This is a genomic window from Plantactinospora sp. WMMB334 (assembly GCF_049179095.1).
Taxonomy (GTDB): Bacteria; Actinomycetota; Actinomycetes; order Mycobacteriales; family Micromonosporaceae; genus Plantactinospora.
Genome location: NZ_JBMHME010000002.1, coordinates 613,143 through 637,275, shown reverse-complemented (window position 1 = coordinate 637,275; position 24,133 = coordinate 613,143). Strand labels below are relative to the sequence as shown.

At 73.3% G+C, this 24,133-nt stretch carries 21 protein-coding genes and 1 pseudogene; 11 read left to right on the top strand and 11 right to left on the bottom strand.

Features of this window, described 5'->3' with window-relative positions; all coding sequences use genetic code 11:
- Window positions 1-129 precede the first annotated feature (129 nt).
- The 4 genes from ACN27G_RS02740 (at window position 130) to ACN27G_RS02725 (ending at window position 3,522) form a co-directional block, all read left to right on the top strand.
- Window positions 130-1,389: an ABC transporter substrate-binding protein gene (locus ACN27G_RS02740; protein WP_421491201.1), complete on the top strand. Its 1,260-nt coding sequence runs from the start codon at window positions 130-132 to the stop codon at window positions 1,387-1,389.
- 144 nt (window positions 1,390-1,533) lie between these two features.
- A complete protein-coding gene (locus tag ACN27G_RS02735) occupies window positions 1,534-2,361 on the top strand; it encodes a carbohydrate ABC transporter permease (RefSeq protein ID WP_421497205.1) in 828 nt (275 codons plus the stop codon).
- Window positions 2,358-3,263 (top strand): carbohydrate ABC transporter permease, encoded by a 906-nt coding sequence (locus ACN27G_RS02730; RefSeq protein ID WP_421491200.1) that lies wholly within the window; start codon window positions 2,358-2,360, stop codon window positions 3,261-3,263. The genes ACN27G_RS02735 and ACN27G_RS02730 overlap by 4 nt, the downstream gene beginning before the upstream one ends.
- Window positions 3,264-3,321: 58 nt before the next feature.
- On the top strand, window positions 3,322-3,522 hold the full coding sequence (locus tag ACN27G_RS02725) for a L,D-transpeptidase (protein WP_421491199.1): 201 nt from the start codon (window positions 3,322-3,324) through the stop codon (window positions 3,520-3,522).
- A gap of 106 nt (window positions 3,523-3,628) precedes the next feature.
- On the opposite strand, the gene ACN27G_RS02720 is transcribed toward ACN27G_RS02725, so the two are convergent.
- The 3 genes from ACN27G_RS02720 to ACN27G_RS02710 form a co-directional block, all read right to left on the bottom strand.
- Window positions 3,629-4,762 carry a hypothetical protein gene (locus ACN27G_RS02720; protein WP_421491198.1) on the bottom strand — a complete coding sequence of 378 codons (1,134 nt, stop codon included), beginning with the start codon at window positions 4,760-4,762 and terminating at the stop codon, window positions 3,629-3,631.
- Between the two features lie 8 nt (window positions 4,763-4,770).
- Window positions 4,771-5,277, bottom strand: a complete 507-nt coding sequence (locus tag ACN27G_RS02715) for a sigma-70 family RNA polymerase sigma factor (protein ID WP_421491197.1) — start codon at window positions 5,275-5,277, stop codon at window positions 4,771-4,773.
- Window positions 5,278-5,477: 200 nt separating this feature from the next.
- On the bottom strand, window positions 5,478-5,801 hold the full coding sequence (locus ACN27G_RS02710; RefSeq protein WP_421491196.1) for an RNA polymerase sigma factor: 324 nt from the start codon (window positions 5,799-5,801) through the stop codon (window positions 5,478-5,480).
- Window positions 5,802-5,994: 193 nt separating this feature from the next.
- On the opposite strand from ACN27G_RS02710, the gene ACN27G_RS02705 reads away from it, so the two are divergent.
- Window positions 5,995-6,777, top strand: coding sequence for an SDR family oxidoreductase (locus tag ACN27G_RS02705; protein WP_421491195.1), 783 nt, complete (start codon window positions 5,995-5,997; stop codon window positions 6,775-6,777).
- 23 nt (window positions 6,778-6,800) lie between these two features.
- Here the strand turns inward: ACN27G_RS02705 and ACN27G_RS02700 are convergent, their stop codons facing one another.
- Entirely contained in the window at window positions 6,801-7,526 is a 726-nt protein-coding gene (locus ACN27G_RS02700) for a TetR/AcrR family transcriptional regulator (RefSeq protein WP_421491194.1), read from the bottom strand.
- 163 nt (window positions 7,527-7,689) lie between these two features.
- On the opposite strand from ACN27G_RS02700, the gene ACN27G_RS02695 reads away from it, so the two are divergent.
- Entirely contained in the window at window positions 7,690-8,784 is a 1,095-nt protein-coding gene (locus ACN27G_RS02695) for an alpha/beta hydrolase (RefSeq protein ID WP_421491193.1), read from the top strand.
- Between the two features lie 157 nt (window positions 8,785-8,941).
- Complete coding sequence (locus ACN27G_RS02690) at window positions 8,942-10,165, top strand: cytochrome P450 family protein (RefSeq protein WP_421491192.1); 1,224 nt, start codon at window positions 8,942-8,944, stop codon at window positions 10,163-10,165.
- Window positions 10,166-10,206: 41 nt separating this feature from the next.
- On the opposite strand, the gene ACN27G_RS02685 is transcribed toward ACN27G_RS02690, so the two are convergent.
- Window positions 10,207-13,875 carry a BTAD domain-containing putative transcriptional regulator gene (locus ACN27G_RS02685; RefSeq protein WP_421491191.1) on the bottom strand — a complete coding sequence of 1,223 codons (3,669 nt, stop codon included), beginning with the start codon at window positions 13,873-13,875 and terminating at the stop codon, window positions 10,207-10,209.
- 102 nt (window positions 13,876-13,977) lie between these two features.
- Here ACN27G_RS02685 and ACN27G_RS02680 point away from each other — a divergent pair, with 102 nt between their 5' ends.
- Entirely contained in the window at window positions 13,978-14,649 is a 672-nt protein-coding gene (locus tag ACN27G_RS02680; RefSeq protein WP_421491190.1) for a hemerythrin domain-containing protein, read from the top strand.
- Window positions 14,650-14,728: 79 nt separating this feature from the next.
- Here the strand turns inward: ACN27G_RS02680 and ACN27G_RS02675 are convergent, their stop codons facing one another.
- The 4 genes from ACN27G_RS02675 to ACN27G_RS02660 all read right to left on the bottom strand — a co-directional run bounded on the left by ACN27G_RS02675 (window position 14,729) and on the right by ACN27G_RS02660 (window position 20,567).
- Complete coding sequence (locus ACN27G_RS02675) at window positions 14,729-17,779, bottom strand: AfsR/SARP family transcriptional regulator (protein WP_421491189.1); 3,051 nt, start codon at window positions 17,777-17,779, stop codon at window positions 14,729-14,731.
- A gap of 249 nt (window positions 17,780-18,028) precedes the next feature.
- Window positions 18,029-19,129, bottom strand: coding sequence for a sulfotransferase (locus ACN27G_RS02670; RefSeq protein WP_421491188.1), 1,101 nt, complete (start codon window positions 19,127-19,129; stop codon window positions 18,029-18,031).
- Between the two features lie 218 nt (window positions 19,130-19,347).
- Window positions 19,348-19,809, bottom strand: coding sequence for a tetratricopeptide repeat protein (locus tag ACN27G_RS02665; protein ID WP_421491187.1), 462 nt, complete (start codon window positions 19,807-19,809; stop codon window positions 19,348-19,350).
- A gap of 98 nt (window positions 19,810-19,907) precedes the next feature.
- Window positions 19,908-20,567, bottom strand: coding sequence for a TetR family transcriptional regulator (locus tag ACN27G_RS02660; protein WP_421491186.1), 660 nt, complete (start codon window positions 20,565-20,567; stop codon window positions 19,908-19,910).
- A gap of 140 nt (window positions 20,568-20,707) precedes the next feature.
- Here ACN27G_RS02660 and ACN27G_RS02655 point away from each other — a divergent pair, with 140 nt between their 5' ends.
- From ACN27G_RS02655 to ACN27G_RS02645, 3 genes and pseudogenes are all read left to right on the top strand, one after another.
- Window positions 20,708-21,691 (top strand): quinone oxidoreductase family protein, encoded by a 984-nt coding sequence (locus ACN27G_RS02655; protein ID WP_421491185.1) that lies wholly within the window; start codon window positions 20,708-20,710, stop codon window positions 21,689-21,691.
- A 54-nt stretch (window positions 21,692-21,745) separates the two neighbouring features.
- Window positions 21,746-21,973 (top strand): annotated as a pseudogene (locus ACN27G_RS02650) (substrate-binding domain-containing protein); the annotation flags it as partial.
- Between the two features lie 168 nt (window positions 21,974-22,141).
- The gene (locus ACN27G_RS02645; protein WP_421497204.1) at window positions 22,142-22,837 is read left to right on the top strand and encodes a hemerythrin domain-containing protein; all 696 of its coding nucleotides are present in this window, start codon (window positions 22,142-22,144) and stop codon (window positions 22,835-22,837) included.
- A gap of 40 nt (window positions 22,838-22,877) precedes the next feature.
- On the opposite strand, the gene ACN27G_RS02640 is transcribed toward ACN27G_RS02645, so the two are convergent.
- Both ACN27G_RS02640 and ACN27G_RS02635 read right to left on the bottom strand, forming a co-directional pair.
- A complete protein-coding gene (locus tag ACN27G_RS02640) occupies window positions 22,878-23,735 on the bottom strand; it encodes an aminoglycoside phosphotransferase family protein (RefSeq protein WP_421491184.1) in 858 nt (285 codons plus the stop codon).
- A gap of 173 nt (window positions 23,736-23,908) precedes the next feature.
- Entirely contained in the window at window positions 23,909-24,043 is a 135-nt protein-coding gene (locus ACN27G_RS02635; protein WP_421491183.1) for a hypothetical protein, read from the bottom strand.
- Window positions 24,044-24,133 lie beyond the last annotated feature (90 nt).

The following is a 24,133-nucleotide window of genomic DNA, read 5'->3' as shown; positions in this document are numbered from 1 at the left end:
GCCCGGTCACAGCCGAAACATGCGTACCCGGCGGTGGCCGCCGGAGGACTCCAATGCATCGACATCCGTCGATGGTTGGAACGGCTGCCCATGGGGTAGGCGGCCCGCCCACCACGACAGGGAGGGACCATGCGATCTTCACGACTGACCGCGATGACGGCCGCGGCCATGGCCGCGCTGCTGGCGCTCACCGCCTGCGGCGACGACGCGGGGGGCGGTGACGACAACGCGGTCGAGGTCTTCACCTGGTGGGCCGACGGCGGCGAGAAGGCCGGGCTCGACGCGCTCGTCGGCGTCTTCGACGACCAGTGCCCGGCACAGACCTTCGAGAACGGCGCGGTTGCCGGCGGCGCCGGAGCGAACGCCAAACAGGTGCTCGCCTCGCGCCTGCAGACCGGTTCCCCGCCGGACACCTTCCAGGCGCACGCGGGCGCGGAGCTGGTGGACTACATCACGGCCGGCCAGCTCGAGGACCTCAGCGCCGGCTACGACGAATGGGGTCTCCGGGAGGCGTTCCCGGACGGACTCATCGAGAACCTCACCTACGACGGCAAGATCTATTCGGTGCCGGCGAACATCCACCGGGCCAACGTGGTGTGGACGAACAAGCAGGTACTCACCGATGCCGGCGTCACCGAGACCCCGACCACGATGGCCGGGTTCATCGCCGCGCTGGACGCGGTCAGGGCCAACGGCGTCAGCGCCCCGCTGGCGGTCGGTACGGACTGGACCCAGCTGATGCTGCTGGAGACGGTGCTCATCACCGACCTGGGCCCGCAGAGGTTCACCGGCCTCTGGGACGGCGGCACCGACTGGCGCGGCGCCGACGTCACCCGGGCGATCGCCGACTACGACCGGCTGCTCGGCTACGCCAACGGCGACCGGGACGCGCTGGACTGGACCGACGCGGAACGGCTGCTGATGAACGGCCAGGCAGGTTTCCAGCTGATGGGTGACTGGGAGGCCGCCGACCTCGACGCGAAGGGGTTCCGCGACTACGGCTACTTCACGTTCCCCGGCAACGGCGAGACCTTCCAGTGGTTGGCCGACTCGTTCACCCTGCCGCGCGGCGCCCCCAACCCGGAGGGCGCGCGGTGCTGGCTGCGCACGGTCGGCAGCAGCGACGGCCAGCGGGAGTTCAACACCAAGAAGGGTTCCATCCCGGCGCGTACCGACGCCGACCCGGCGAACTACCCGGCGTACCAGCAGACCGCGATGGCCGACTGGAGGACGGCCACGCCCGTGCCGTCCTGCGCGCACGGCTCGGCCTGCTCGCAGGGCATGTTGGAGGCGGCCAACTCCGCCGTGGCGAAGTTCTCCACCGACCGGGACGCGGGCGCGCTCCAGGACGCGCTGGCGCAGGCCGCGACCCGGTACGGCGCCGGCTGACCTCGCGGGTGGGGCGGGCGGTGCACCGCCCCGCCCGCGCACGCCGCCCACCTCTCCACCCATACCAGGAGTTGCCCGATGCGGAACGTGCGTCAGTGGGGGCCCGGCCTCCTGCTGATATCGCCCTCGCTGATACTGCTGGCGATCTTCGTCTACGGCCTGATCGGCTGGACGGTCAAAGTCTCCCTCTCGGACCAGCACGACGCGCTCGGTTCACGCGGCTTCGTCGGGCTGGACAACTACGTCTATCTCTTCACCGAGGACATCAACGGCAGGTTCGTGCACTCGCTGCGGAACCTCGCCGTCTTCACCGTGGTCTTCCTGGCCGGCGCCATGCTGCTGGGCCTGCTCTGGGCCTTCCTGCTCGAGCGGGGCGTACGCGGCGAGGGCTTTTTCCGCACCGTGTACCTCTTCCCGATGGCGATCAGCTTCGTCGCCTCCGGGGTGGTGTGGCGGTGGCTGATGAACCCGAGCACCGGCGAGCGGGCCGGCGGGCTCAACTGGCTCTTCCAGGCGATGCACCTGGATTTCCTGCGGAGCGAGTGGTGGACCAACCCGACCTGGGGCATGTCGGCGATGGCGATGCCGGCGATCTGGCAGATAGCCGGGTATGTGATGGCCCTGTTCCTGGCCGGCTTCCGTGGCATACCGCACGAGCTGCGTGAGGCCGCGGCCGTCGACGGCGCCTCCACCTTCCAGCTCTACCGGCGGGTGATCTTCCCGCAGCTCACCCCGGTCGCGCTCTCGGCACTGATCATCGTCGGCCACATGTCCATGAAGATGTTCGACCTGATCATGAGCGTCTCCGGCGCACAGTGGCTGACCGAGGTGCCGGCCGTCTACGTCTGGCAGGCGCTGCTCACCAGCGACTACGCCAAGGCCGCCGCGATCAGCGTGATCCTGCTGCTCATCGTGGCGGTGGTGGTCGTGCCGTACCTGCGCTACGTCAACCGGGCGGAGAGGCGCTCATGACCGCCACGACGAACCCCGCGCCGCCGCCCGCCGCGGTCCGCCGCCCACCGGCCCGGGGCACCCGCGCCGGCCGCCGGGCGCCGATGACCGCCGCCGGGCGGCTGGTCAAGTACGCCCTGGTGCTCTTCTTCCTGATGGTCGTCCTGATGCCCGCGTACGTGCTGGTGGTGACGAGCTTCAAGTCGGGTGCCGAGATCGGCGTCTCCGGGCAGTGGAACCTGCCCCGGGAGTGGACCCTGGAATCCTGGGCGAAGGCGTGGGACGCGCTACGTCCCTCGTTCCTGCGCACGGTCGCGCTCGCCGCGCCGGTGGCCGTCATCTCGTCGCTGCTCGGCGCGGCGAACGGCTTCGTGCTCTCCCGCTGGCGCTTTCCCGGCGCCGACGTGGTGTTCACGCTGATCCTCTTCGGCATGTTCATCCCGTACCAGGCGGTGATGATCCCGCTGCGGGAGATCGTCACGACGATCGGCCTGCCGCCCGGCATCCCGACGCTGGTCTTCGTGCACTGCGTCTACGGCATCCCGATCTGCACGCTGATCTTCCGCAACTACTACGCCACCACCATCCCGGAGGACCTGGTCGAGGCCGGCCGGGTGGACGGTGCCGGCGTGCTGCGGACGTTCTGGTCGGTCATCCTGCCGCTCTCCGCCCCGGGTTTCGTGGTGGCGATCATCTGGCAGTTCACCTCCGCCTGGAACGACTTCCTCTTCGCGATCTTCCTCTCCAACACCCGCAACGGACCGATCACGATCGCCCTGAACGCGTTGGCCGGCGCCCAGTCCCCGGACTACGCGGCCTCGATGGCCGGCGCGTTCATCACCTCGCTGCCCAACCTGGTGATCTACGTACTGCTCGGCCGCTGGTTCATCGGCGGCCTGATGGCCGGCTCCGTCAAGAGCTGACCGGCGCCGCCGCGGGTGCCGTCCGGGAACGGCCGGGCCAAGGGGCGGTTCCCGGCAGGTGGAGGGGTGGGACCCCGGGCCGCTCGGCCGGCTCTACCGGTCGAAGTACTTCCACGAGGACGGCATCGCGGTGCACGGCTACCCGGACGTGCCGCCGCACCCGGCCTCGCACGGCCGCGTCCGGGTGTCACTGCCGGCCATCGATCGGCTCTGGCAGCGCGACCGGCTGCCGATCGGCGCGGCGGTGTGGGTCTACTGAGGACATCCGGTCCGGGCTCGGCCGAGGCGCCGGTCCGGGCTCGGCCGGGGTACGGCACCGAGCCCGGACCGGTCAAGGGCGGCGAACCGGACGGGTCCCGCCCGGATCAGCCGCCGGCCACGGGATACCAGCCGCCCGGCTCGGCGGGATCGGCGAACTCCAGACCCTCGGCGATCTTCTCGATCTCGTCCGTCGACAGCGTGCCGGACTGGTCGTGGACCTCCGCGTAGTACCGGCTGTCGATCTTCACGTCGCAGAAGTGCCCCTCCGTGGAGCATGGCGGCGTCACCGGGTGCGCGTATGGTCCCTCGGTCTCCACCGGCGCGACGCTGACCCGCAGGTACGGCGCCTCCGGATCGTCGAGGTCGACCCGGGTCGTCAGGGAGCCGACGTCGGGCGCCTGCCTGGCGTACTGCGCGAGCGACACCGCGGTGTCGCCCGGCACCAGGCTGCGACCGGCACTGACCAGCTGCCATCCCGCCGGCAGGTAGCTCGCCCGGTAGGGCAGCCGCGCCTGCGTCGGCTGGCCCACGGCGAACCGTTCGGCGAGCTGCTGCTGGATCTGCGCCGGCACACCCCGCTCACCGATGTTGTCCGACTCGATCGTGGCCCAGGCGCCATCGGCGTACTGCCAGGCGAGCGCCGGCAGCTGCACCGTTTCGGTGCGGAGAGTACGGCGATCGTCCGCGTCCCTGCGGGCGTCCCCGAACTGCATCTCGACACCCAGGGTGGTCGCGTACCCCTCCCGGCCCTGCACGACGACGCGGCTGCCGGAGCTGAACCGCTCGGGCCGGAAGACACCGGGCCGGTAGACGGTCAGGGTGCCGGCGTGCACCGTGATGGTGGGCCCGTCACCGACGTCCAGGTTCGACCGCTCGATGGCGGTGCTCTGGTAGCCGGCTGTGACCTGCATTGAATCCACGACCCGGTAGTCGCCGATCTCGTACCCGGTGAAGGTGTGGGTCAGGCCGGACGTTGCCGCGTTCGCCCCCTCGGGCACGGCGGCCGGGCCGCCGACGGCCGCCGCATCGCCGGGCCCGCTCCCCTCGGGAAGCAGAGTCGTCGTCGCCAGCACGAGGGCGGCCACGGCCATCGACGCGCCGCCGACCGCGCCGGCACTCCTGCCGAGTCTGCGACGCCGCACCCGGCGCCGTCCGGAGACGACGATGTCGTCGACGGTCATCCGCGCGGGCGGCGAATCGGACTTGGCGATCTCCAACAACTGACGCATGTCACTCACGTTGTCTCCTAGATGGTGCTCGGTGTCGGGACGTCCTGGGCGGCGAGCACGGCCCGCAGGGCGGCGAGACCGCGAGCGGTCTGGCTCTTGACGGTGCCGACGCTGCGGCCGAGCATCTCCGCCGTCTCCTCCACGCTCAGTTCCTCGTAGAAGCGCAGCACCAGCACGGCCCGCTGCCCGCGCGGTACGCTCAGCAACGCGGCCCGCACGCGCAGCCTCTCGTCGACCGTCTCGGACTCGTCGACCTGCGGGCGGTCGAGCAGTTCGGGGCTGACCGTCCGTTCCCTGCGCCAGGGGCGCCGCCGCTCGTCCACGACCGCCCGCATCACCATCCGGCACGCGTACGCGTACGGGCGGTCGACGCTGGACCAGCGGACGAACAGCTTGCTGAGGACCGTGGAGACGGCATCGTCGGCGGTCTGCCAGTCACCGCAGGTCAGAAAGGCCAGGCCGCGCAGCGCCTCCAGCTTGGCCGCGACGAACTGCCGGAACTCCTCCTCGTCGGGCTGCTTCACCAGTCTTCGCTCCTTCCGTCGGGGGGAAGACGGCAGCTCCGGCGGCCGGGGTTGCACGGGGTACCGGAAAATCTCGCCACATCTGGTCGCCGCCCGCCGCGGAGCTCCCGGCGCGCAACGCCGACCAGGCCAGCAGGGCTTCGAGCGCAGGTCGCAGGGCCGTGTGGGCCGCCGTGTTGCCGAGGCTGTCGATGGTCCGTTCAGCGCCGCCCGTTTCCCGGGCCCGCGGGTAGGCCGAGGCCGGCCGGACCGCAGAGCACGTAGCCGAGGCCGTCCACAGCCACCCGGTGGCACTGCCGTCGACCGTTTCCGCCGCGAAGGACCCCGACGCGCGCCATACCGCCGGATAGGTCTCCTGCCTGCAGCACGTCCGCGAGGATCTCCTCGTCCGCGCAGCGCCGACGCAGCCGTACCGCCAGCCGGGGTGACGTGCGGCGGTAGAGCTCCTCGAACGCCGCCGCGTCACCGCGCGCGATGCGGCGGACCGGGTCCTCCTCGCTGGCCGCCGGCGGATCGTGTCTCACAACCGGCGAGACGATGCCGGTTCACCTGCGGGTCTTCAAACCGGCCATGACCCGCGTCACACCACACCGCCCTCCGGCCGCCGTCCCGGGCCACTCCGGCGTGCCGACGTCGCGGCCGTCCATCGGCTGTCGAGCGGGCAGCTATCCCCGGTGGGGACGATCGGCTCCGGCGATCCGTGAGGGAGAGAGAGCGATGAGAACGTACCTGGTAACGGGTGTGGCCGACGGCATCGGGCGGGCGACCGCCGAGCGGCTGGCGAAGGAGGGGCACCGGGTCATCGGCGTCGACCGCCGGGACGCGGAGATCGTCGCCGACCTCGGCACGCCTGACGGCCGCCGGCACCTTGTGGCGGAGGCCGGACGGATCGGCGGTGTCGACGCCGTCGTCGCGGTGGCCGGCACGGCGGAGCCGGACACCACCCCGATCGCGGTCAACTACTTCGGCATGGTGGCGACGCTGGCCGGCCTGCGCCCGCTGCTCGCCGCCGCGCCGGCGCCCCGGGCGGTCGCGGTCACCTCCATCGCGGCGATCGCCCCGGCCGACGAGGCCCTCGTGTCGGCGTGCCTGGCCGGCGACGAACCCGCCGCGCTCGACCGGGCCCGGACCCTGGTCGATGAGGGGCGGGCCGTCTTCACCGCCGGCTCGCAGGTCTACACCGCCAGCAAGGTGGCGCTGGCCCGCTGGGTACGGCGCACGGCGGCCGGACCGGAGTGGGCCGGTGCCGGGATCCCGCTCAACGCGGTCGGCCCCGGCGTGGTGCTGACCGCGATGACCCGGGACATCCTCGCCACGCCGTCCGAGCGGGCGATCCTGGAGCAGGTCTCGCCCAGCCCGCTGAACGGGGTCGCCGAGCCGGCCGTCCCCGCCGGACTGCTGGCCTGGCTGGCAAGCCCGGAGAACACCCACGTGACGGGCCAGGTCATCTACTGCGACGGCGGGGCGGACGCGACTCTGCGAGGTGACCAGGCCTGGTGACGCCGCTTCCGGCCGGGCGGTGCTCAGCCGGCCTCGCGGACCGTGAGGCCGACGAGCTGGGTGATCAGGCCGTCACGGAGGTCTTCGGTGAAGGTCTCGCCGGGGTGCGTGGCACCCATCTCCCGGATGACCGTGACGACGGTCTCGGTCGGGGTCGCGTACGGCCAGAGCCCGGCCACGACGATGAAGACCGCACCGGCGAACCGGCCGGCGGCGGCCTCGGACAGCTGCGGCAGCTCCGCGCGGACCAGGGTGGCGAGCCGGGTGCTGTTGACCGCGGCACGGCGCTTGAAGTCGCGGGCGCAGTCGAGCGAGATGTGCCGCTCCAACACGCCGGCCATCAGGCTTATCAGTTCGCAGAGCAGCGGTTGCGCGGCGACGGTCTCGGCGACGATCGACGCGACCCGGATCTCCGCGCCGAACCGGCCGGGCGGCGTCCGGTCCGGCGGCATCCGGTCCGGCAGTGTCCGGTCCGGCGGAGCCGGCTCGCGGAGTCGCTCCTCGACCGCCGCCAGCCAGGCCCGCCAGGTCTCGTCCATGATCTCCAGGAAGATGGCCTCGCGGCTGTCGAAGTAGCGCAGCACGTTCGACCGTGCCAGACCGACCCGGTTGCTGAGTTCGCGCAGGCTGATCTCGGTCACCGGCTGCTCCCGCAGCATCGCGCGGGCGGTCTCCAGGATCATTTTCCGGCGGGCCTCCACCTGCTCGGGCCGGCGCGCGCGCTGGAAGCCGGTGGAGATCTCGACCACCGCCCGACGGTATCAGACCAGCGGTTCCCTACGGCCCGCCGACGATCCCGTCCACATTCCCAGGAATCTAACAGCCAGCCGGTCCTTTATTAAGAGCCCGACTGTCCGTTAACCTGGAAGACGGACCCCGGCCGACTTCGACCACCGACGGAGGAATGTGCAGATGCCGGATCAGGCAACGGACGAGACACCCCGGCGCCCACGCCGCAGGCGCTGGTGGCTCTGGAGCTCCGCCGCACTCGTGCTCACCGTCGGCGGCACGGCGGGAGTCGTCGCGACGAACTACGGCAACCAGCCCCTGGGGATCACCGACGTCCAGCGGGCGACGATCAGCGAGGAGGCCGCCGCCCACCTCGAGGACGCCACGACGCTGACCATCCCCGACCTCGCCGTTCCCTATGTCGCCACCGAGGAGGTGGTCCGGGACAGCCAGCAGGATTTCGTCGCCGAGGAGACGGTGGTCGAGGACCGGCTCATCGACCGGTTCGACCTCAGGCTCGACAAGACGGTGCTGGCGGGCGTACCGGTGACGGTGGTGACGCCGCCGAACGTCCGGCCGGAGAACGCGAACCGGATCGCGATCAACGTGCACGGCGGCGGCTTCGTGCTCGGAACCAGCCGCGACCGGGTCGGGCTGCTGATGGCACAGGAGCTCGGCATGCCGGTCTACTCGGTCGAATACACCCTCGCCCCGCAGGCCCGCTATCCGGTCGCCGTCAACGAGATCCTCGCCGTCTACCGCGCCCTGGTCGCCGGCCGCGACCCCGGTCAGGTCGTCGCCTTCGCCAGCTCGGCCGGGGGCAACCTCCTGCTCTCCATGCTGCTTGAGGCGAAGAAACAGGGCCTACCGATGATCAGCGGAATAGCCCTCTTCACCCCCTGCACCGACCTCACCGGCGTCGGCGACAGCGTGGTCGCCAACAACGGCCGGGACAGCCTGGTGACCAACATCCGGGTCGGCGTTCCCGAGAAGTTCTACGCACCCGGCGAGGACCTGAAGGCGCCCGGCCTCTCCCCGGTCTACGCGGAGTACCCCGCCGACTTCCCGGCCACGGTGCTCACCACCGGCACCCGCGACTTCAACCTCAGCGACGCCACCCGGCAGTTCTGGAAGCTCGACGCCGCCGGTGTCGAGTCGCGCCTGCTCGTCGGCGAGGGGATGTGGCACGGATACCACTGGGAACCGGACATGCCCGAGGCCGTGCAGACCCGCGGGGCCGTCGTCGACTTCCTCCTGGCCCAACTCGACCCCGCATGACGGCCCTCGACACCACGTGGCCCGCATGACAGGACCCCGACCCACGGAACGGGACTCCACCGCGCGGGACGGGGCAGGCGGCCCGCGCGTCTATCCGGCGTCGACGCGGCGCCGAGCGGCGCCGGCCACGCTGGAGTCCTCCGGGAGAGGAGCAGAGATGTCGACACCCACCGGCAGCCACAGCATCGCCAGCCCGTTCACGGCGACCGGCGAGGGCCAGCGGCACGCGATCTACGCCGAGTACGCCCGGGCGGGCAGCGTCCACCGGATCGCCATGCCGACCGGCGTACCACTGTGGCTGGTCACCGGGCACGAGGAGGCGCGGAGCCTGCTGACCGATCCACGACTGGTCAAGGGCGGCTGGGAGGCACGGGCCCGGTGGTCACCGCCCGGCAGCAGGCTCCCCCCGGACGTGGCGCGCGGGCTGCACACCCACATGCTGACCGCCGACCCGCCCGACCACGGCCGGCTGCGCAGGCTGGCGGCCCAGGCCTTCACCCGGCGCCGCATCGACGCGCTGGAGCCCCGGATCCGGGCGCTGACCGCTGAACTGCTGGGCGCCCTCGACGGCGACGACGAGGCCGACCTGGTGGCCTCGCTCGCGTACCCGCTGCCGATCGCCGTGATCACCGAGCTGGTCGGCATCCCGGAGGAGGGCCGGGAGGACTTCCGGGGCTGGGCCGTGCCGCTCATGGCGCCCGGGATCGTCTCCCCGGAGGTGGCCGCAGCGGCCGCCGGCAAACTGCACGGATACACCCGCGAGCTGATCGCGCGCAAGCGCCGGAGTCCCGAGGACGACCTGCTCAGCGACCTGATCGCGGCGCGCGACGGCGGGGACCGGCTCAGCGGGGACGAACTCACCTCGATGGTGTATCTGCTGGTGTTCGCCGGGCACGAGACCACCGTGAACCTCATCGCCAACGGCGTCCTCGCGCTGCTGGCCAACCCCGACCAGCTCGCGCTGGTGCGGGCCGAGCCGGACCGGCTCGCCGACGCGATCGAGGAACTCCTCCGCTACGACGGGCCGGTGCAGGGCACGCTGCCGTACCTCACCGTCGAGCCGGTGGATGTCGGCGGCGTCACCATCCCCGCGGACGAGCTGGTGATGATCTCGCTGCTCGCCGCCAACCGCGACCCGGCCCGCTTTCCCGGCGGGGACCGGCTCGACGTCACCCGCCCGGCCGGCGCCCACCTCGCCTTCGGGCACGGCCTGCACTACTGTCTCGGCGCGCCGCTCGCCCGGCTCCAGGGGCAGATCGCGATCGGGGCACTACTCGACCGGTTCCCGGCGCTCCGGCTCGGCGAGCCCGCCGAGACCCTCACCCGGAGCCCTTCGATGATCGTCAACAGTCTGACCGCACTGCCGGTACGGCTCCGTTGACCCTCCGCCCGGGGTGATCGCCGCGCCCGGGACAGTCGCCGCTATTCCCGTACCGCCGGCTGGGCGGCGGTCGCGCTCATCGCGGAGCGCGCCGCCGCCATCCAGTGCGCGGAATCCCAGCCACGCGCGACCTGCACGGCGTGCGCGAACTCGCGCTCCGCCGCGCGGTCGTCGCCGACCAGCCGGTACAGGTCGCCGAGGGCGTGTGCGACCGGCCGCAGCACCACCGAGTTGCTGGCCGCCCCCGCGACCTGGTCGCGCAGCGGCAGCAGGCGCCGGATCAGCTCGGGCGCGGCCCCGTGCTGCCCGAGCAGCACCGCGGTCTCGGCACGCAGCGTCGCGAGGATTCCGTGGAAGGCGTCGGGCCGCACCCGCACCGCCCGCCGGATCTTCCGGGCCTCGTCGAGACGGCCCTGCCGGGCCAGGACGATCGTCAGGGCGTCACCGGCGATCGGGCCCACCACGTCGTAGAGCGCCCGCACCAGTGGCTCGAGTTCGGCGTGCCGGCCCTGGCTGAACCGGATGGTGCAGATGGCGAACGCGTGCAGCCGCCAACTGTGCAGCGAGCCGTACCGGGACATCCGGTCGCGTACGTCGTCGTAGCGGGCCTCCGCCTCGTCGAAGCGCCCCTGCGCGTGGTCCAGCATGGCGAGGGTGGCCCGGTGCACGACCTCCGGCTGCGCCATCCCGTACCGGCGGGCGATCCGCAGCGCGGCCTCGGCGTGCCGGCGTACCCCGGCCGCGTCACCGCGACCACCGGCGATCATCCCGTCGATGTGCTCGCAGGCCCACCGGTAGGCAGGCATCTCGTGCGTCTGCGCGAGGGTGCGGAGCTCCACGGTGAGTTTCGCGCGCCGCTCCTGGAACAACTCCCACGGCACGAACTTCGCCGCGACCACCAGGGTCGCCGCGAGCAGCCTGGGATCGCCGACCCGCCGCGCGATCGTCAACGCCTCCTCGGCCGCGACGGCGACCCGCGGGTCGTCCTCGCCGTCCAGCTCGGCGGCGAAGACGTTGAGCAGCCGGCAGCGGGTCTCCGGATCCAGGTCGTCCCGGTCGAGCAGGCGCTCGAGTACCGCGACCGTGCCGTGGTCGACGGAGCCGTACAACCGGGTCGACCAGGGTGTCGGTTCGGTCCAGGCGACGAAGGCGGCGGCCGTCAGGTCGGTACGGCCGGCCTGCTCGGCGACGTCGAGGGCGCGCTGGCGGGTGCGGCGGGCGGCCGGCAGTGTGCCCGCCCGGACCTGTGCCCGCAGCAGCCTGCCGAACAGCTCGATCAACCGCTCGTCCCGGTCGTCGGCGGGCACGGGCACCCGCACGAACGCCCCGATCGCCTGCTCCAGCAGCTCGGCCTCGGTGTCGTGGGCGTACCGCTGCCGTGCCAGGTCCGCCGCGCGGACGCCGTACTCGACCGCGAGGGACGCCGTGGCGGTGGTCCCGGCGAGCGCGTGGTGGTGTGCCAGCGCCGTCAGGTCGTCGGGGCGGAGCCGCTGGACGGCGTCGGCGACCCGGGTGTGCATCCGGCTCCGGCGCAGCTTGGTCAGGTCGGTGTAGAGGGTGTCCCGGACCAGGGCGTGCGCGAACCTGACCCGGCCCGGCGCCGGTTCCGTGAGCAGCCCGGCGATGAGCCCCGCCTCGAGGCCGTCGAGGACGCCGTCCTCGTCCGTCTCCGCCGCCGTCACCAGCACGTCGACGTCCGCCTCCCGGCCGACGACGGCGGCGAGTCGCAGCACCGCGACGGCCGGCCGGGGCAACCGCGCCAGGCGCCGACGGAGCACGTCGCGTACGCCCTGCGGCACGTCGGAGGTTGCCACCAGGGCACCCTCGCTCGCCAGCAGGCGGGCGCTCTCCCCGACGTAGAACGGGTTGCCGCCGGTGCGGTCGACGAGCCGGGCCACCGTGTCCCGGTCGACCGGCCCGCCGCAGACCGCCGCCACCAGCGTCGCCACGTCGGACGGCCCGAGCCCGGTGAGCGCCAGCCGGTACGGCGTGCGCCGGGCGATCTCGGCGAGCGTCTCGCCGAGGGCGTCGTCGACCTCGGTGGGCCGGTGGGCCGTCATCACCAGCACCGGGGCGCCGGGAAGATCCGTCACCGTTTCCAGCAGGGCCAGGGTCTCGCTGTCCGCCCGGTGCAGGTCGTCGATCACGATCGCGAGCGGGTTGGCCGCGGCGGCGGCCCGGATCCATCCACCGACGGCCTGGTTCAGCAGGAAGCGTCCGATGGCAGCGTCGTCGCCGCCCGCCGCCGACGGGGCCCCGGTGGCGGGCGGGACGCTGGCGGGCAGGACGCTGGCGGGCAGGACGCTGGCCGGCGGGACGCTGGCGGACAGGGCGCTGGCCGGCGGGACGCTGGCGGACAGGGCGCTGGCCGGCGGGACGCTGGCGGACAGGGCGCTGGCCGGCGGGACGCTGGCGGGCAGGGCGCTGGCCGGCGGGACGCTGGCGGGCAGGGCGCTGGCCGGCGGTCGCGTTCCGGGCTCGGCCGGCAGGGGACGGGGCGGAGCGGGGTCGGCCAGCAGAGGGCGGAGCGGAGCGGGGTCGGCCGGCGGCAGCAGCCGGGCGAGCATCCGCAGCGCCTCCACCCACGCCCAAGCGGGCGGGGCTCCCTCGAACTCCGGGCAGCGGCCGACCACCACCGTCCAGCCGTCGGCCTCCAGGTCACGCCGTGCCCGGGTCAGCAGCGCCGACTTGCCGGCCCCGGCCTCGCCGGTGACGAGTACGGTCGCCCCGCCGCGCCGGGCCGTGGCGGCGACGTCGCTGAGCGTCCGGAGTTCCTTCTCCCGGCCGACGAAGATCTCGGCGTCGCGTGCCGGCGGATCCGGCTCGCGGCGACCGGGCCCGGCCAGCGGATCCGGCTCGCGGCGACCGGGCCCGGCCAGCGGATCCGGCTCGCGGCGACCGGGCCCGGCCAGCGGATCCGGCTGCCCAGGCCCCGCGCCGGGGGGCGCCGCCTCGTGCAGCACCTCCATCCGCTGCGTCAGGATCGCCTGCTCCAACGCCACCAGCGGCGGTCCTGGCACGATCCCCAGTTCGTCGCGGAGGATCCGGCGGTTGCGCCGCAGCGCGGCGAGGGCGTCGGCCTGGCGGCCGGATGCCCAGAGCGCGAGCCCGAGCAACCGCCAGCCCTCCTCACGCAGCGGATGTGCCCGGGTGACGGCGTCCGCCAGGGATATCGCGTCGAGCGTCCGGCCCGTCCCGAGCGCGGCCCCGATGGTGAGTTCCTGCGCCGCCAGCCGGAGGTCGGTGAGCCGGGTGATCTCGGCGGCGGCCCATGCCTCGTCCGCCACCTCGGCGTAGGCGTCGCCCCGCCAGCAGCCCAGCGCCTCGTCGAGGAGCTGCCGGACCTGTCCGGGCGGGGCCTCCCGGGCCTGCCGCACCGCCCGCTCGAAGCGCCAGGCGTCGACCGCGTCCTCCGGCAGCCGCAACGCGTATCCCGGTGGAACGGTGACCAGTACGGTGGCCGGGGCCCGCCGCGGGCGGTCCGGCTCGAGCAGCCGGCGGAGGTTCGACACGAACGCCTGCAGCGAGGCGATCGCCCGTGGCGGCGGCTCGCCCCGCCACAGTTGCTCGATGAGCCGGTCGATCGAGACCGCCTCGCCCCGGCCGATGACGAGCAGCGCCAGCGCCGCCCGCTGCTTCGGACCGCCCAGGTCGATCTGTTGGCCGCGCACGTCGGCCTCGATCGGCCCGAGCACCCGCAGACGCACCATTGCGCAAATACTACGTCCGCAAGTCGCGGGCAAGTTCCGGCCAAGTGGCGCGGCACATGGTGGTCCGTGCGGATCAGTCGTCGCCTCACGAAGGAGTGCAGCGTGGTCTTCCCGAATGTCGCGGGCCGTCCCGACACGGGCGGGATGCTGCTCGTCCACCGGATCTTCCGCCGCGAGTCCGGCCTGCTGCCGCGGCTGGTCCGGGCCGTGCCCGACGGCGACGTCGCCCGGGCGGAGGAGATCGCGGAACACTACCTCTGGTACGCGGAGATCCTGCGTCTCCATCACGACACCGAGGACGAACTGATCTGGCCACTGCTGCTGGCGCGGCTCGACCTGGAGGCCGAACTCGTCCTCGAGATGGAGGAGCAGCACCGGCGGATCGACGAGACCCTGGTCCGGATCGCGGCACTGCTGCCACCGTGGCGGCACACCGCGGCGACGGTCTTCGGCGAACGGCTCGCCGAGGGCCTGGACCGGCACCGGGCGCTGCTGCTGACACACCTCGACGGCGAGGAGCACCTCGTGCTCGACCTCATTGCCGACTACCTCACCGTGCCGGAGTGGGACGCGGCGGCCGATCGTGCGCGTACCGGGATGGCTCGCCGGAACGCGACGATCGCGCTCGGCGCGCTGCTCGAGGAGGCGACCGCCGGGCAGCGCCGGTCGCTCCTCGGCAACCTGCCGATGCCGGCCCGGCTGGCGTGGCGGGCGGTCGGCCACCGCCGGTACGCCCGGCACGTCGGCCGGCTCCGCGCACCGCTGGCCGGTTGACCGGCTGGGCACCGCTGGTCCGGCCGACCGGCTGGGCACCGCCGGCCCGGCCGACCGGCTGGGCACCGCCGGCCCCCGGCTACGCCGCGCGGGCCAGGAAGCGTTCGACCTCCTGGAGTCTGGCCCGTACCCGCCGGCCCATCGGATGCTCGAGGCGCTCCAGGATCTCGAGCGCCTGCCGCCACGCCCCGACCGCGGCCGGCGCGTCATCACCGGCGTGATGGCAGTCGCCCAGGTGGGCGAGCGTCTCCGCCTCGTTGTAGCGGTCCCCGCGCCGGCGAAAGATCTCCAGCGCCCGGTGGTACGCGTCGACGGCCGCCGCCCGGTCCCCCAGGTTCGCGTTGATGAAACCGAGGCTGTCCCAGGTGCTCGCCTCGCCGTCGGCGTTGCCCATCTCCTGGAAGAGCCGCAGGGCCTGCCGGCAGGCCGCCAGCGCCTCGCGGTGGTCGCCCAGCATGGCGTGGCACCACCCGCAGTCGTTGAGTGCGCTCGCCGTGCCGACCCTGTCCTCCGCCGTCCGGTACAACTCCATCGCCCGCTGGCTCTCCCGGAGCGCCAACTCGTAGCCGCCCTGTTGCCCGTGCAGGTAGGCGAGGACGCGATGGGTACGCCCCTGGTTGCGCCGGTCGCCGAGCCCGTCGAAGATGACAAGCGCCTCCGACAGGCTCGCCAGGGCCTGCTCCGGCCGGTCGAGCCGGGCGTACGCGCTGCCCAGGCTCCGCTGCGCGGTCGCCTGCACGCCCGGGTCGCCGAGCCGGCGGCCGGCCCGCAGGGCGAGCAGTTGCACCGTGACCTGGTCCCGCCAGTGTCCGTGCCGCTGGAAGATGTCGGAGAGCGTCGCCGCGAGTCGCGAGACGTGAACGTCGAGCGAGTGCTCGGCCGCGAGCTGGACCGCCGCGACCAGGGCGTGGTGCTCGGCGGCGAGCCAGCCCCGCGCGGAGTCGGCGTCCCGCAGGTGCGCCAGCGCCACCCCGTCCGGCAGCGGTGGCAGCGGCTCCAGCTCCCACTGCGGCCCGAGCAACCGCACCGCCTGGTGCGCCGTGTGGATGTAGTGGTCGAGCATCCTGCCCAGCCCGGCACACCGTTCACCCTCCGGGTCGAGCCGGTGCCCGAGATCTCCCGCGTACGCGCGCACGAGGTCGTGCAGGAGGTAGCGGCCGGGCCCGTGCTCCCGGGTCAGGCTCGCCTGCACGAGTTCCTCCGCCAGGGCGCGCGCCCCCCGCACCGGCACCCCGGCGAGGCTGGCCACCGTCGCCAGGGCGGTGTCCGGCCCCGGATGCAGGGCCAGCAGGCGCAGCGTCCGGGCCGCTTGCGGGCCGAGTCGCTCGTACGACCAGGAGAAGATGCTGCCCAGGTCGATGGCGGGGTCGATGTCCGCGAACGAGTCCAGGGTGCCGTGGTCGGCGCGGAGCTGGTCCGCGACCGCCGCGACGGACCACTGCGGGTTGAGCACGGTACGCGCGGCGACGATGCTCAGTGCCAGCGGCAGCCGGCCGCACCGCCCGACGATGACGTCGATGTCGTGCCGCGTGGCCGTGCCGGCGCGACGCCCGAGGCGCCCGGTGAGGTACCTGCGGGCGTCGGCGTCGGCCAGCACGTCCAGGGCCACCGGGCGGGCGTGTTCGATGGTGACCAGGCTCGACAACTGATGCCGGCTGGTGACGATCACCAGGCAGCCCGGCGCGCCGGGGAGCAGCGGGCGCACCTGGTCGGCGTCGCGGGCGTTGTCCAGCACGATCAGCAGCCGCCGGCCCGCCAGGAGGCTCCGGTACCTGGCCGCCTGGGCGTCCAGCCCCACCGGAAGCTGCCCGAGGCCGACGCCGAGCGCGTCGAAGACCACCCGGAGCGCTTCCAGCGGCTCCATCGCGGTGCCGGAGGGATGGAAGCCGCGCAGGTTCAGATAGATCTGGCCGTCGGGAAACCGACCGGCGACCCGGTGGGCCCAGTGGACCGCCAGGGCGGTCTTGCCGGTCCCCGCCATGCCGTGGATCGTGGCGGTGAGCATCGCTGGCGACGCCCGGCCCTCCGCCGGCAGGAGCGCGTCGAGCTCCGCCAGCTCGGCGCCGCGCCCGGTGAAGTCGGGAAGATCCGCCGGCAGTTGTGCGGGGCTCACCCCGGCGGACACCGGCACCGCCCGAGCGAGCGTCGCTTCCTCGGCAAGCGTCGCCTCTTCGGCAGGCGGCTGCGCCGGCGGAGCGGGAACCGCCCGCACCGCGGACGACGGCACCGCATCCGTCGGCACCGCAGGCGACGGCACCGCATCCGTCGGGACCGCAGGCGACGGCACCGCATCCGTCGGGACCGCAGGAGGCGGGACCGCAGGAGGCGGCACCGCATCCGTCGGAACCGCAGGAGGCGGGACCGTAGGAGCTGGGACCGGATCGGCGCGCAGGATCTGCAGGTGCAGGGCCTGCAACTGCGGGCCGGGATCCACCCCCAACTCCGCCGCGAGGACGTTCCGGGTGTCCTGGTAGACCCCGAGCGCCTCGGCCTGCTGGCCCGACCGGTAGAGCACGAGCATCAGCAGCCGCCGGAACCGCTCGTCCAGTGGGTGCTCGGCGACGAGCGAGGCGAGCTGATCGGCGGCCGAGACGTACGCGCCAAGATCGATCTCGATCGCGAGCAGCGCCTCCAGCGCGGTGAGCCGCAGCCGGCCGAGGTTCGCGCGGTTCACCTCGGTGTGCCGGCCCGGCAGCCCGGCCAGCGGCTGCCCGTTCCAGAGTGCGAGCCCGCGCCGCAGCAGATCCGCCGCCCCGGTGAGATCAGAGGCCCGGCGCGCCTCCTCCGCCGAGGCCAGGAGTCGCCGGAACGTGGCGAGGTCGAGTTCGTCGGGGAGGACGTCGATCGCGTACCCGGCACCGACCGACCTGATCAGCTGCCTCTGCTCCCCGCCGGACGCCAGCGCACGCCGCAGCCGGTACACGTAGGTGCGTACCGTCGCCTCCGCCGAGCGCGGCGCGTCCGCCTCCCACAGGGCGCTGACAAGATGCTGGGTCGAGACCTGGAGACCGGGCTGGAGCAGCAGCGCGGCGAGCACCACCCGCTGCTGCGGTGACCCCAGGTCGACCTCGACCGGGCCCCGTCGCGCGGTGACCGGTCCCAGCAGCGCGAACCACATGCGGTCAGACACCACGCACCTCCGCGCCGGGCTGCACCCACGGATGCCCACCGGGTGTGCGACGGCCGGGGCGTGTCGGCGCCGGCCCGGCGGGGCCCGGACAGCGCACCAGATCAAGCACGACGGCCCTTCCGCGCATTTCGTCGACTCCGGTCAGCGCAAGCGTCCGACGGGGCGCTTGCGAAGGACTTGTGAGCCGTTTGGAACGTGGAGGACCGGGAGTCGCTGTCGCTCCCAGGGCAGCGGCGCGGGCGTCGGGGGTCAGGGTTCGTAGCGACCGCCGAGGGCGGCGAAGCCCGGGGCGGTGGCCTCGACGAGCGCCTCCAGCGCCGCCGGGGGAAGGTCCCGCCACGGGGGTGGCCCCGGCGGGCGAACGCCGGCGGACGCCGCCGACAGCCAGTTCCCGTCCAGCGGGTCGACGCCGATGAACCGGACCAGCTCGCCGAGCGTGGCCGCCGGCCGCCGGAGGATCTCCTCGTACCGGACGGTGTGGACCCGGTCGGCGGGGAGTTCGCGGAGCAGCGCGCAGCCGGGCGCGAGCTGGCCGGACCAGAACGCACCGAAGAACGCCGGTGGGATGTCGAGCCGCTCGAAGGCCTCGGCGGAGAAGTTCCCGGGCAGCAGCCTCCGGAACTCCGGGCTCAGCGCCGCGAGCCCGTCCTGTGCGCTCGACTCGGACGGATCACTCAGCTCGGACGGATCACTCGGCTCGAAGGGGTTGTGCCCGAGCGTCCGGCGCAGTTGCGCCTGCACGTAAACCAGCCGGAAGTTGCGCTGCCGGCGCATCGACATCGCCACCGCCCGGCCGTCCCGCACGACGTGCACGAACTTCGCCTGCGGGAACGCCTCGGCGAACGTCCGGGCGAACGCGATGGAGCCACCGGAGCGCTCGACCGACACGCCGCGCCCCAACCTGTGCCGCAGCCACCGGATGAGCCGGTGGAAGTGGACCGGAGTGGTGGCCGGCGGCAGGGTCGTGACGAATCGCTCGACCTCGTCGTACAGGGCCTCGGGGTCGTCGGAGAGCAGGCAGAGGGCGACCAGGAGGATCGGCGGGACCTCCGCGTCGACCTCGAAGCGCCGGGCGGGCCGGTGCAGATAGCGGAACTCGCTGCCCACGACGCCGTTTCGCAGACTGCTGCGGAGGAAGGGCTGCGGCTCGCTCAGCAGTGACCAGAAGTACGCGGCGTCGACCACCCGGCCGGGGAAGAGCCGGGCCAGGTTCTTCGACATGTCGGAGAAGAGGACGAAGAACTCGGAGAGGCTGAGTATCGCCGGATGCCGGCCGAGCAGTTCCGACACCATCGTCGACCCGCAGCGCCCGGTGCCCAGCACGAAGACCGCCGGCTCGCCTCCGGTCACCACCGCAGCGACCGGGGTACGACAGAGGGTTCACCCACGGGACACCACCGCACCTCTCGTTCCGGGACGTTCCCGGCTGACGCCGGCACCGGGACGTGCCGTCGACACACGGCAACTCCAGCACCGCCCCGTCGACAACCGGCCGACGTCGGGTCGACGCGGGCCGGCGGAGTCGCACCGGAGGCGTGGCCCCGGGAGCCGCACACCGGCACCCACGCCTACTCGGGGGCCAACTGCTCCGTCAGCCGTTCCAGACCGCCCTTGATGAGCTGCGCGTACCCGTCGTCGCCGAGCACGCCGATCCCCGCCCGCGCACGCCGGAGATGGTCGCGGGCTCGGTCGAGATCGCCGAGCTTGCGGTAGCACTCCGCCAGGTTGAGGTGCAACGACGGATACAGACCGGCCACCGGCAGCGTCACCCCGGCCTGGGCGACCCGGCCATCGGTGAGCAGCTCGACCGCCGCCATCGCCCGAAGGTCCCAGACCAGCTCCTGGTGGACGTCGTCCTGCACGTCGGCCATCGCGTGCGCGAGGACGCAGACGTGCAGAGGATCGCCCCGCTCCCCGCCGATCTCGTCCCAGATCTGTGCGAACAGGTCGCGCGCGGCCTCACGCTGGCCCTGTTGATGATGCAGCTGCACCCCTTGGTCGATGCGGGCGAGCGTTGCATCAGTGATCATCGGCTGCTCCAGGCCGGCTCGTGTCGCGACGACGGAACGGATCGTACGCCGCCTCGACGCCCCCTGGATGTCCCGACCTCATCCGCGGGCGACAGCGGTCACGCCTGCGGCCCGCCGCCTCCGGCGAGCCCGGTCGCGGTGGCCTGGAGGAGGCGGACGAGGCGCGCCTCGAAGTCGAGGGCGGCGTGTGCCCAGCGGGGCTCCTCGGCGTAGAGCCTCGCGAGGGTCGGGGTGGGGTGGGCGAGCTGCCAGAGGTTGGCGGTCAGGCCCAGCGCCGCCGTGACGAGGTCCCGCACCTGGCCGGTGGTCATCGTGCCGGTCGTGGTCAGGGCGTCGACGATGGCGTCGTACGCCTCGAACGACCTGGTCTTGTAGCGGCGCGCGCGGTCGATGCCCACCTCGCCCTCCAGGCTCAGCGGCACGTGGGTGAGCAGGTCGCAGAAGAGCGGCAGCGCGGCGAGGGTGCTGCCGACGGCGGCGGCGGTCTCGGGCGGCGTGCGGCCCCGGTCGCCGGCCAGCTCCTCGGCGAGGATCCCGCGCCACCGGTACCAGCCGCGTTCGGCGAGTTCGAGCAGGAGTTCCTCCCTGCTGGCGAAGTAGCGCCGGACGGCGGAGGGATGCAGGCCGGCGGCCTCGGTGACGGCCGCCAACGTGACATGGCGCACGCCGCCGCGCTCCGCGGCCAGGGACCGGGCGGCTTCCAGCAGGTCCTCGGCGCGGCGGGCCTTGGCCTCCGGGGTACGGGCGCGGCGAGCCATGCGCCGACTGTAACGCACTTCGCATGCGTTAGCCGTCCCGAGCGTGTTAGCGTCGGCGTAACGCAACTGGATTGCGTTGAAGCGGGACGGCTGCCGGGCGCGGCGCGTCGCGATCCACCGACAGGGGGAGAGAGCACCTCATGAGAGCCGCCGTCGTCACACGTTTCGGTGATCCCGAGGTCTTCGAGTTGACCGAGTTGCCGGACCCGGTCCCGGGCCCCGGCCAGGTGGCGATCGACGTCAGCCACGCCGCCGTCGGGCTGATCGACGTCTACGTCCGGCAGGGGCTCTACCGGGACCGGCCGGGCCTGCCGCAGCCGCCGTACGTGCCCGGCCTGGAGGTGGCGGGCACGATCCGCGCGCTCGGCGCGGGCGTGACCGACCTCCGGGTCGGGGAACCGGTGGTGACCCTCTCCGGCACCGGCGCCGACGGCGGCTACGCGTCGATCGCCGTCGTCGACGCCGCGATGACCGCGAGCCTGGCGGGCACCGGAGTGGACCCGGCGCTCGCGGTGGCGGCCGTCCCCAACGCCGCCACCGCCTACCTGGCGCTGACCGAGGTCGCACACCTCGGGCCGGGCGAGCGGGTGCTGGTGCACGGGGCCGTGGGCGGGCTGGCCTCCGCGTTCCCCGGCGTCGCCCGTACCCTGGGCGCCGCCGGGGTGGTCGGCACGGTGCGCCGCGCCTCGCTGGCCGGCGCGCGAGCCACCGCCCTGCCCTACGACGAGATCGTCGCCGCCGAGGACCTCGTCGGATGGGTCGGCGACCGGCGTTTCGACGTCGTGGTCGACCCGGTCGGTGGCCAACTGCGCACCGACAGCCTCCGGGTGATGGCGCCGATGGGCCGGATGCTGCTGGTCGGCAACGCCAGTGGCGACTGGGAACACACCGTGCCCAGCAACGCCCTCTGGGGTGGCAACCTCGCCGTGCTCGGCTTCGCGGCCGGCTACTACCTGCCCGCCCACCCCGAACAGGCCCGCCCCGCCGCCGCAGGCGCCCTCAGGGCCATCGCCGAAGGGCTGGTCGACATCCCCGTCCAGTCCCTGCCTCTCGCCGAGGCCGCCGAAGCACACCGCCGGATCGCGCTGGGCGGGGTCGGCGGTCGCCTCCTGCTGACGCCCTGACCACCGCCGCACCATCCGCCGCCGCAGGTCGTCGCCGCCGAGGGCGGGGCCACGGCGATGACCCGGCTGCGGTGGCTCCCGCAGCCGCCCACCGCCGTCTCCGTGGCCAACGTGGCCTCCGCGACCGGGGCACTGCACGCGGTGCAGGAGCTCCGGGTGCGGGTGCCCGGGGACGTGTCGGTGATCGCCGTGCACGACCTGCCGCTGGCCGCCCATCTGGCGCCGCCGCTGACCACCGTACGCATGCCGCTGGTGCGGCTCGGCGCCCGCGCGGTCGAGCTGCTGCTCGGCGGCGATCCGGACGCCCCGATCACCGGGACGGTCCGGGAGCCGATCGAGCTGTGCTCCGCGACTCGACCGCCCCGCCGGCTCCCGCTGACCCCCGCCCCGGTCCGCTCGTCTACGCGGTGTCGATCCCGCGTCTATCCCCGGCTGCTCGACTTGGCCGGTATGCCCAGCCGATCCGCAAGGAGTCATCGCGTGACCACGCCCGACCGCCCGTTCACCCAGGAAATGGTGCTCGTCCACCGAGTCTTCCGCAGCCAGTCGGTCCTGCTGCCCCAGCTGGTCCGGGCGGTGCCGGCGGGCGACCGTGGTCGCGCCGAGGAGGTCGCCGCGCGCGTGACGGCCTACACCGCCAACCTGCACCACCATCACACCGCCGAGGACGATCTCATCTGGCCCCTGCTGACCGAACGGGCCCGGCTCGGCGCCGACCTGGTGCGGTTGATGACGGAGCAGCACGGGACGATCGACGAGACCTTCGCGCAGATCGAGCTCGCCCTGGCCGACTGGAGCCGGTCGGCGGCCCCGGAGGCCCGCGACCGGCTGGCCCTCGCGCTGGAGGCGCACCACCGGGCGCTGGTCGCGCACCTCGACGACGAGGAGGAGCACGTCCTGCCGCTGGTGCGGGAGCACCTCACCGTCGAGGAGTGGGAGGCCGTCGGCGCCCACGCGATGAGCCTGATCCCGCCGGCCCAGCGGCTGCTCGGGCTCTGCGCTGTCCTCGACCACGCGTCGGAGGAGGAGCGCCGCCATTTCCTGGACAAGCTACCGCTGGCCGCCCGCGTCGTGCTGCGGCTGGTCGGCCGGCGCCGCTACGCCCGCGAGCGGGAGCGGATCCGGAGCCTGCTCGCCACGGGATGACGGGCCCTCGGCTTCCGCCTTGACAACTCGTCCGGTCGATTCAGCCGGACTCCGCATGATCGGTGAGAATCTCACCGATGACTCGTTCGGCCTCCACCGCCGTGGCATGGGCGGCGTGCGGCGCACCGGCACGGATGATCAGCGCCTTCCACAGCGCCCAGCCCCGCCCGCGCGCCCAGGTGCCGGCGTCGACGTCGAGCGTCGTCCGGAACGCCTCGCGGCTCGCTCCGGACAGAAACGTCCAGGCGATCGCCGCGTCGCAGGCGGGGTCGCCGACACCGCAGGTGCCGAAGTCGATGACGGCGGCCAGCACGCCGTCCCGGACCAGGAGGTTCCCCGGGGCGATGTCGCCGTGGAACCACACCGGCCCGGATTCCCAGGACGCGCCCAGCGCCGCGTACCAGATCTCCGTGACGGTGTCCCGGGGGATCCGGCCGTCGAGCATCTCCATCGCCCGCCGCGCCTGCGGGGCGTACACCTGCAACGGCCCGCCTCGGAACCAGTTGTGCAGCCCCGGCTCGGGCCCGCCGGTCGGATCCACCTGCCGCAGCGCGACGAGGAAGGCGGCCAGGTCGACCGCGAACCCGGTCAGGTCCGCGACGGGGGCGATGCCGGCCGGATCGCCGTCGATCCACTCGTACACCGACCAGGGAAAGCGGAACCCCTCGTCGGGCTCGCCCTTCGCCCGCGGCGTGGGGATCCGCAGCGGCACCCGTGGCGCGAGCGCCGGCAGCCATCGGTGTTCCTTCTCCACCGCCAGCGCATATTCCGCGGCGGTGGGCAGCCGCACCGACATGCGGTCGCCGAGCCGGAAGGTCTGGTTGTCCCAGCCCCTGCCGACCGGCCGCACGGGGAGCCCGGCCCAGTGCGGGAACTGCCTGGCGATCAGACGTCGCACGACACTCCCGTCGACGAGACGTCTATCCGGGGCAGGAACGGTGTCCGGGTCGGAGGTCACGCTCCCACCTCATCAGACGGACGCCTGACGGCAACCGAATTTGCCCCGCGAACTCGGTCGGGCGCGACGGGTACGGCCGGAGTCGCGGTGTGCGGCCCCGCGCGTACCCGCGCTCAGCCCGCCGTGCGCGGGACCTCGACCCGGTCGATGTCCGGCGAGCAGACCGGCGCACCGCCGCTGTGGAGGTTGCCGACCTTCCGGCCGACGGAGCAGGCGGAACAGTCGACGGTCCGGCCCGGCCGATTCATCCGATCGGGGTGAGGCAGGACCACCGCACGGCGCGCGAGGCTGACCGGGTATCCCACGCGAGGCTGACGGGAGCCCCGGCCGTGGGCCGA

Excerpts from the sequence above, each read along its gene's own strand:
- ACN27G_RS02690 (WP_421491192.1), top strand. The coding sequence starts at position 8,942 with ATGTCGACACCCACCGGCAGCCACAGCATCGCCAGCCCGTTCACGGCG.
- ACN27G_RS02665 (WP_421491187.1), bottom strand. The coding sequence starts at position 19,809 with ATGATCACTGATGCAACGCTCGCCCGCATCGACCAAGGGGTGCAGCTG.
- ACN27G_RS02635 (WP_421491183.1), bottom strand. The coding sequence starts at position 24,043 with ATGAATCGGCCGGGCCGGACCGTCGACTGTTCCGCCTGCTCCGTCGGC.
- ACN27G_RS02695 (WP_421491193.1), top strand. The coding sequence starts at position 7,690 with ATGCCGGATCAGGCAACGGACGAGACACCCCGGCGCCCACGCCGCAGG.
- ACN27G_RS02685 (WP_421491191.1), bottom strand. The coding sequence starts at position 13,875 with ATGGTGCGTCTGCGGGTGCTCGGGCCGATCGAGGCCGACGTGCGCGGC.
- ACN27G_RS02645 (WP_421497204.1), top strand. The coding sequence starts at position 22,142 with ATGCCCAGCCGATCCGCAAGGAGTCATCGCGTGACCACGCCCGACCGC.
- ACN27G_RS02655 (WP_421491185.1), top strand. The coding sequence starts at position 20,708 with ATGAGAGCCGCCGTCGTCACACGTTTCGGTGATCCCGAGGTCTTCGAG.
- ACN27G_RS02730 (WP_421491200.1), top strand. The coding sequence starts at position 2,358 with ATGACCGCCACGACGAACCCCGCGCCGCCGCCCGCCGCGGTCCGCCGC.
- ACN27G_RS02660 (WP_421491186.1), bottom strand. The coding sequence starts at position 20,567 with ATGGCTCGCCGCGCCCGTACCCCGGAGGCCAAGGCCCGCCGCGCCGAG.
- ACN27G_RS02705 (WP_421491195.1), top strand. The coding sequence starts at position 5,995 with ATGAGAACGTACCTGGTAACGGGTGTGGCCGACGGCATCGGGCGGGCG.
- ACN27G_RS02740 (WP_421491201.1), top strand. The coding sequence starts at position 130 with ATGCGATCTTCACGACTGACCGCGATGACGGCCGCGGCCATGGCCGCG.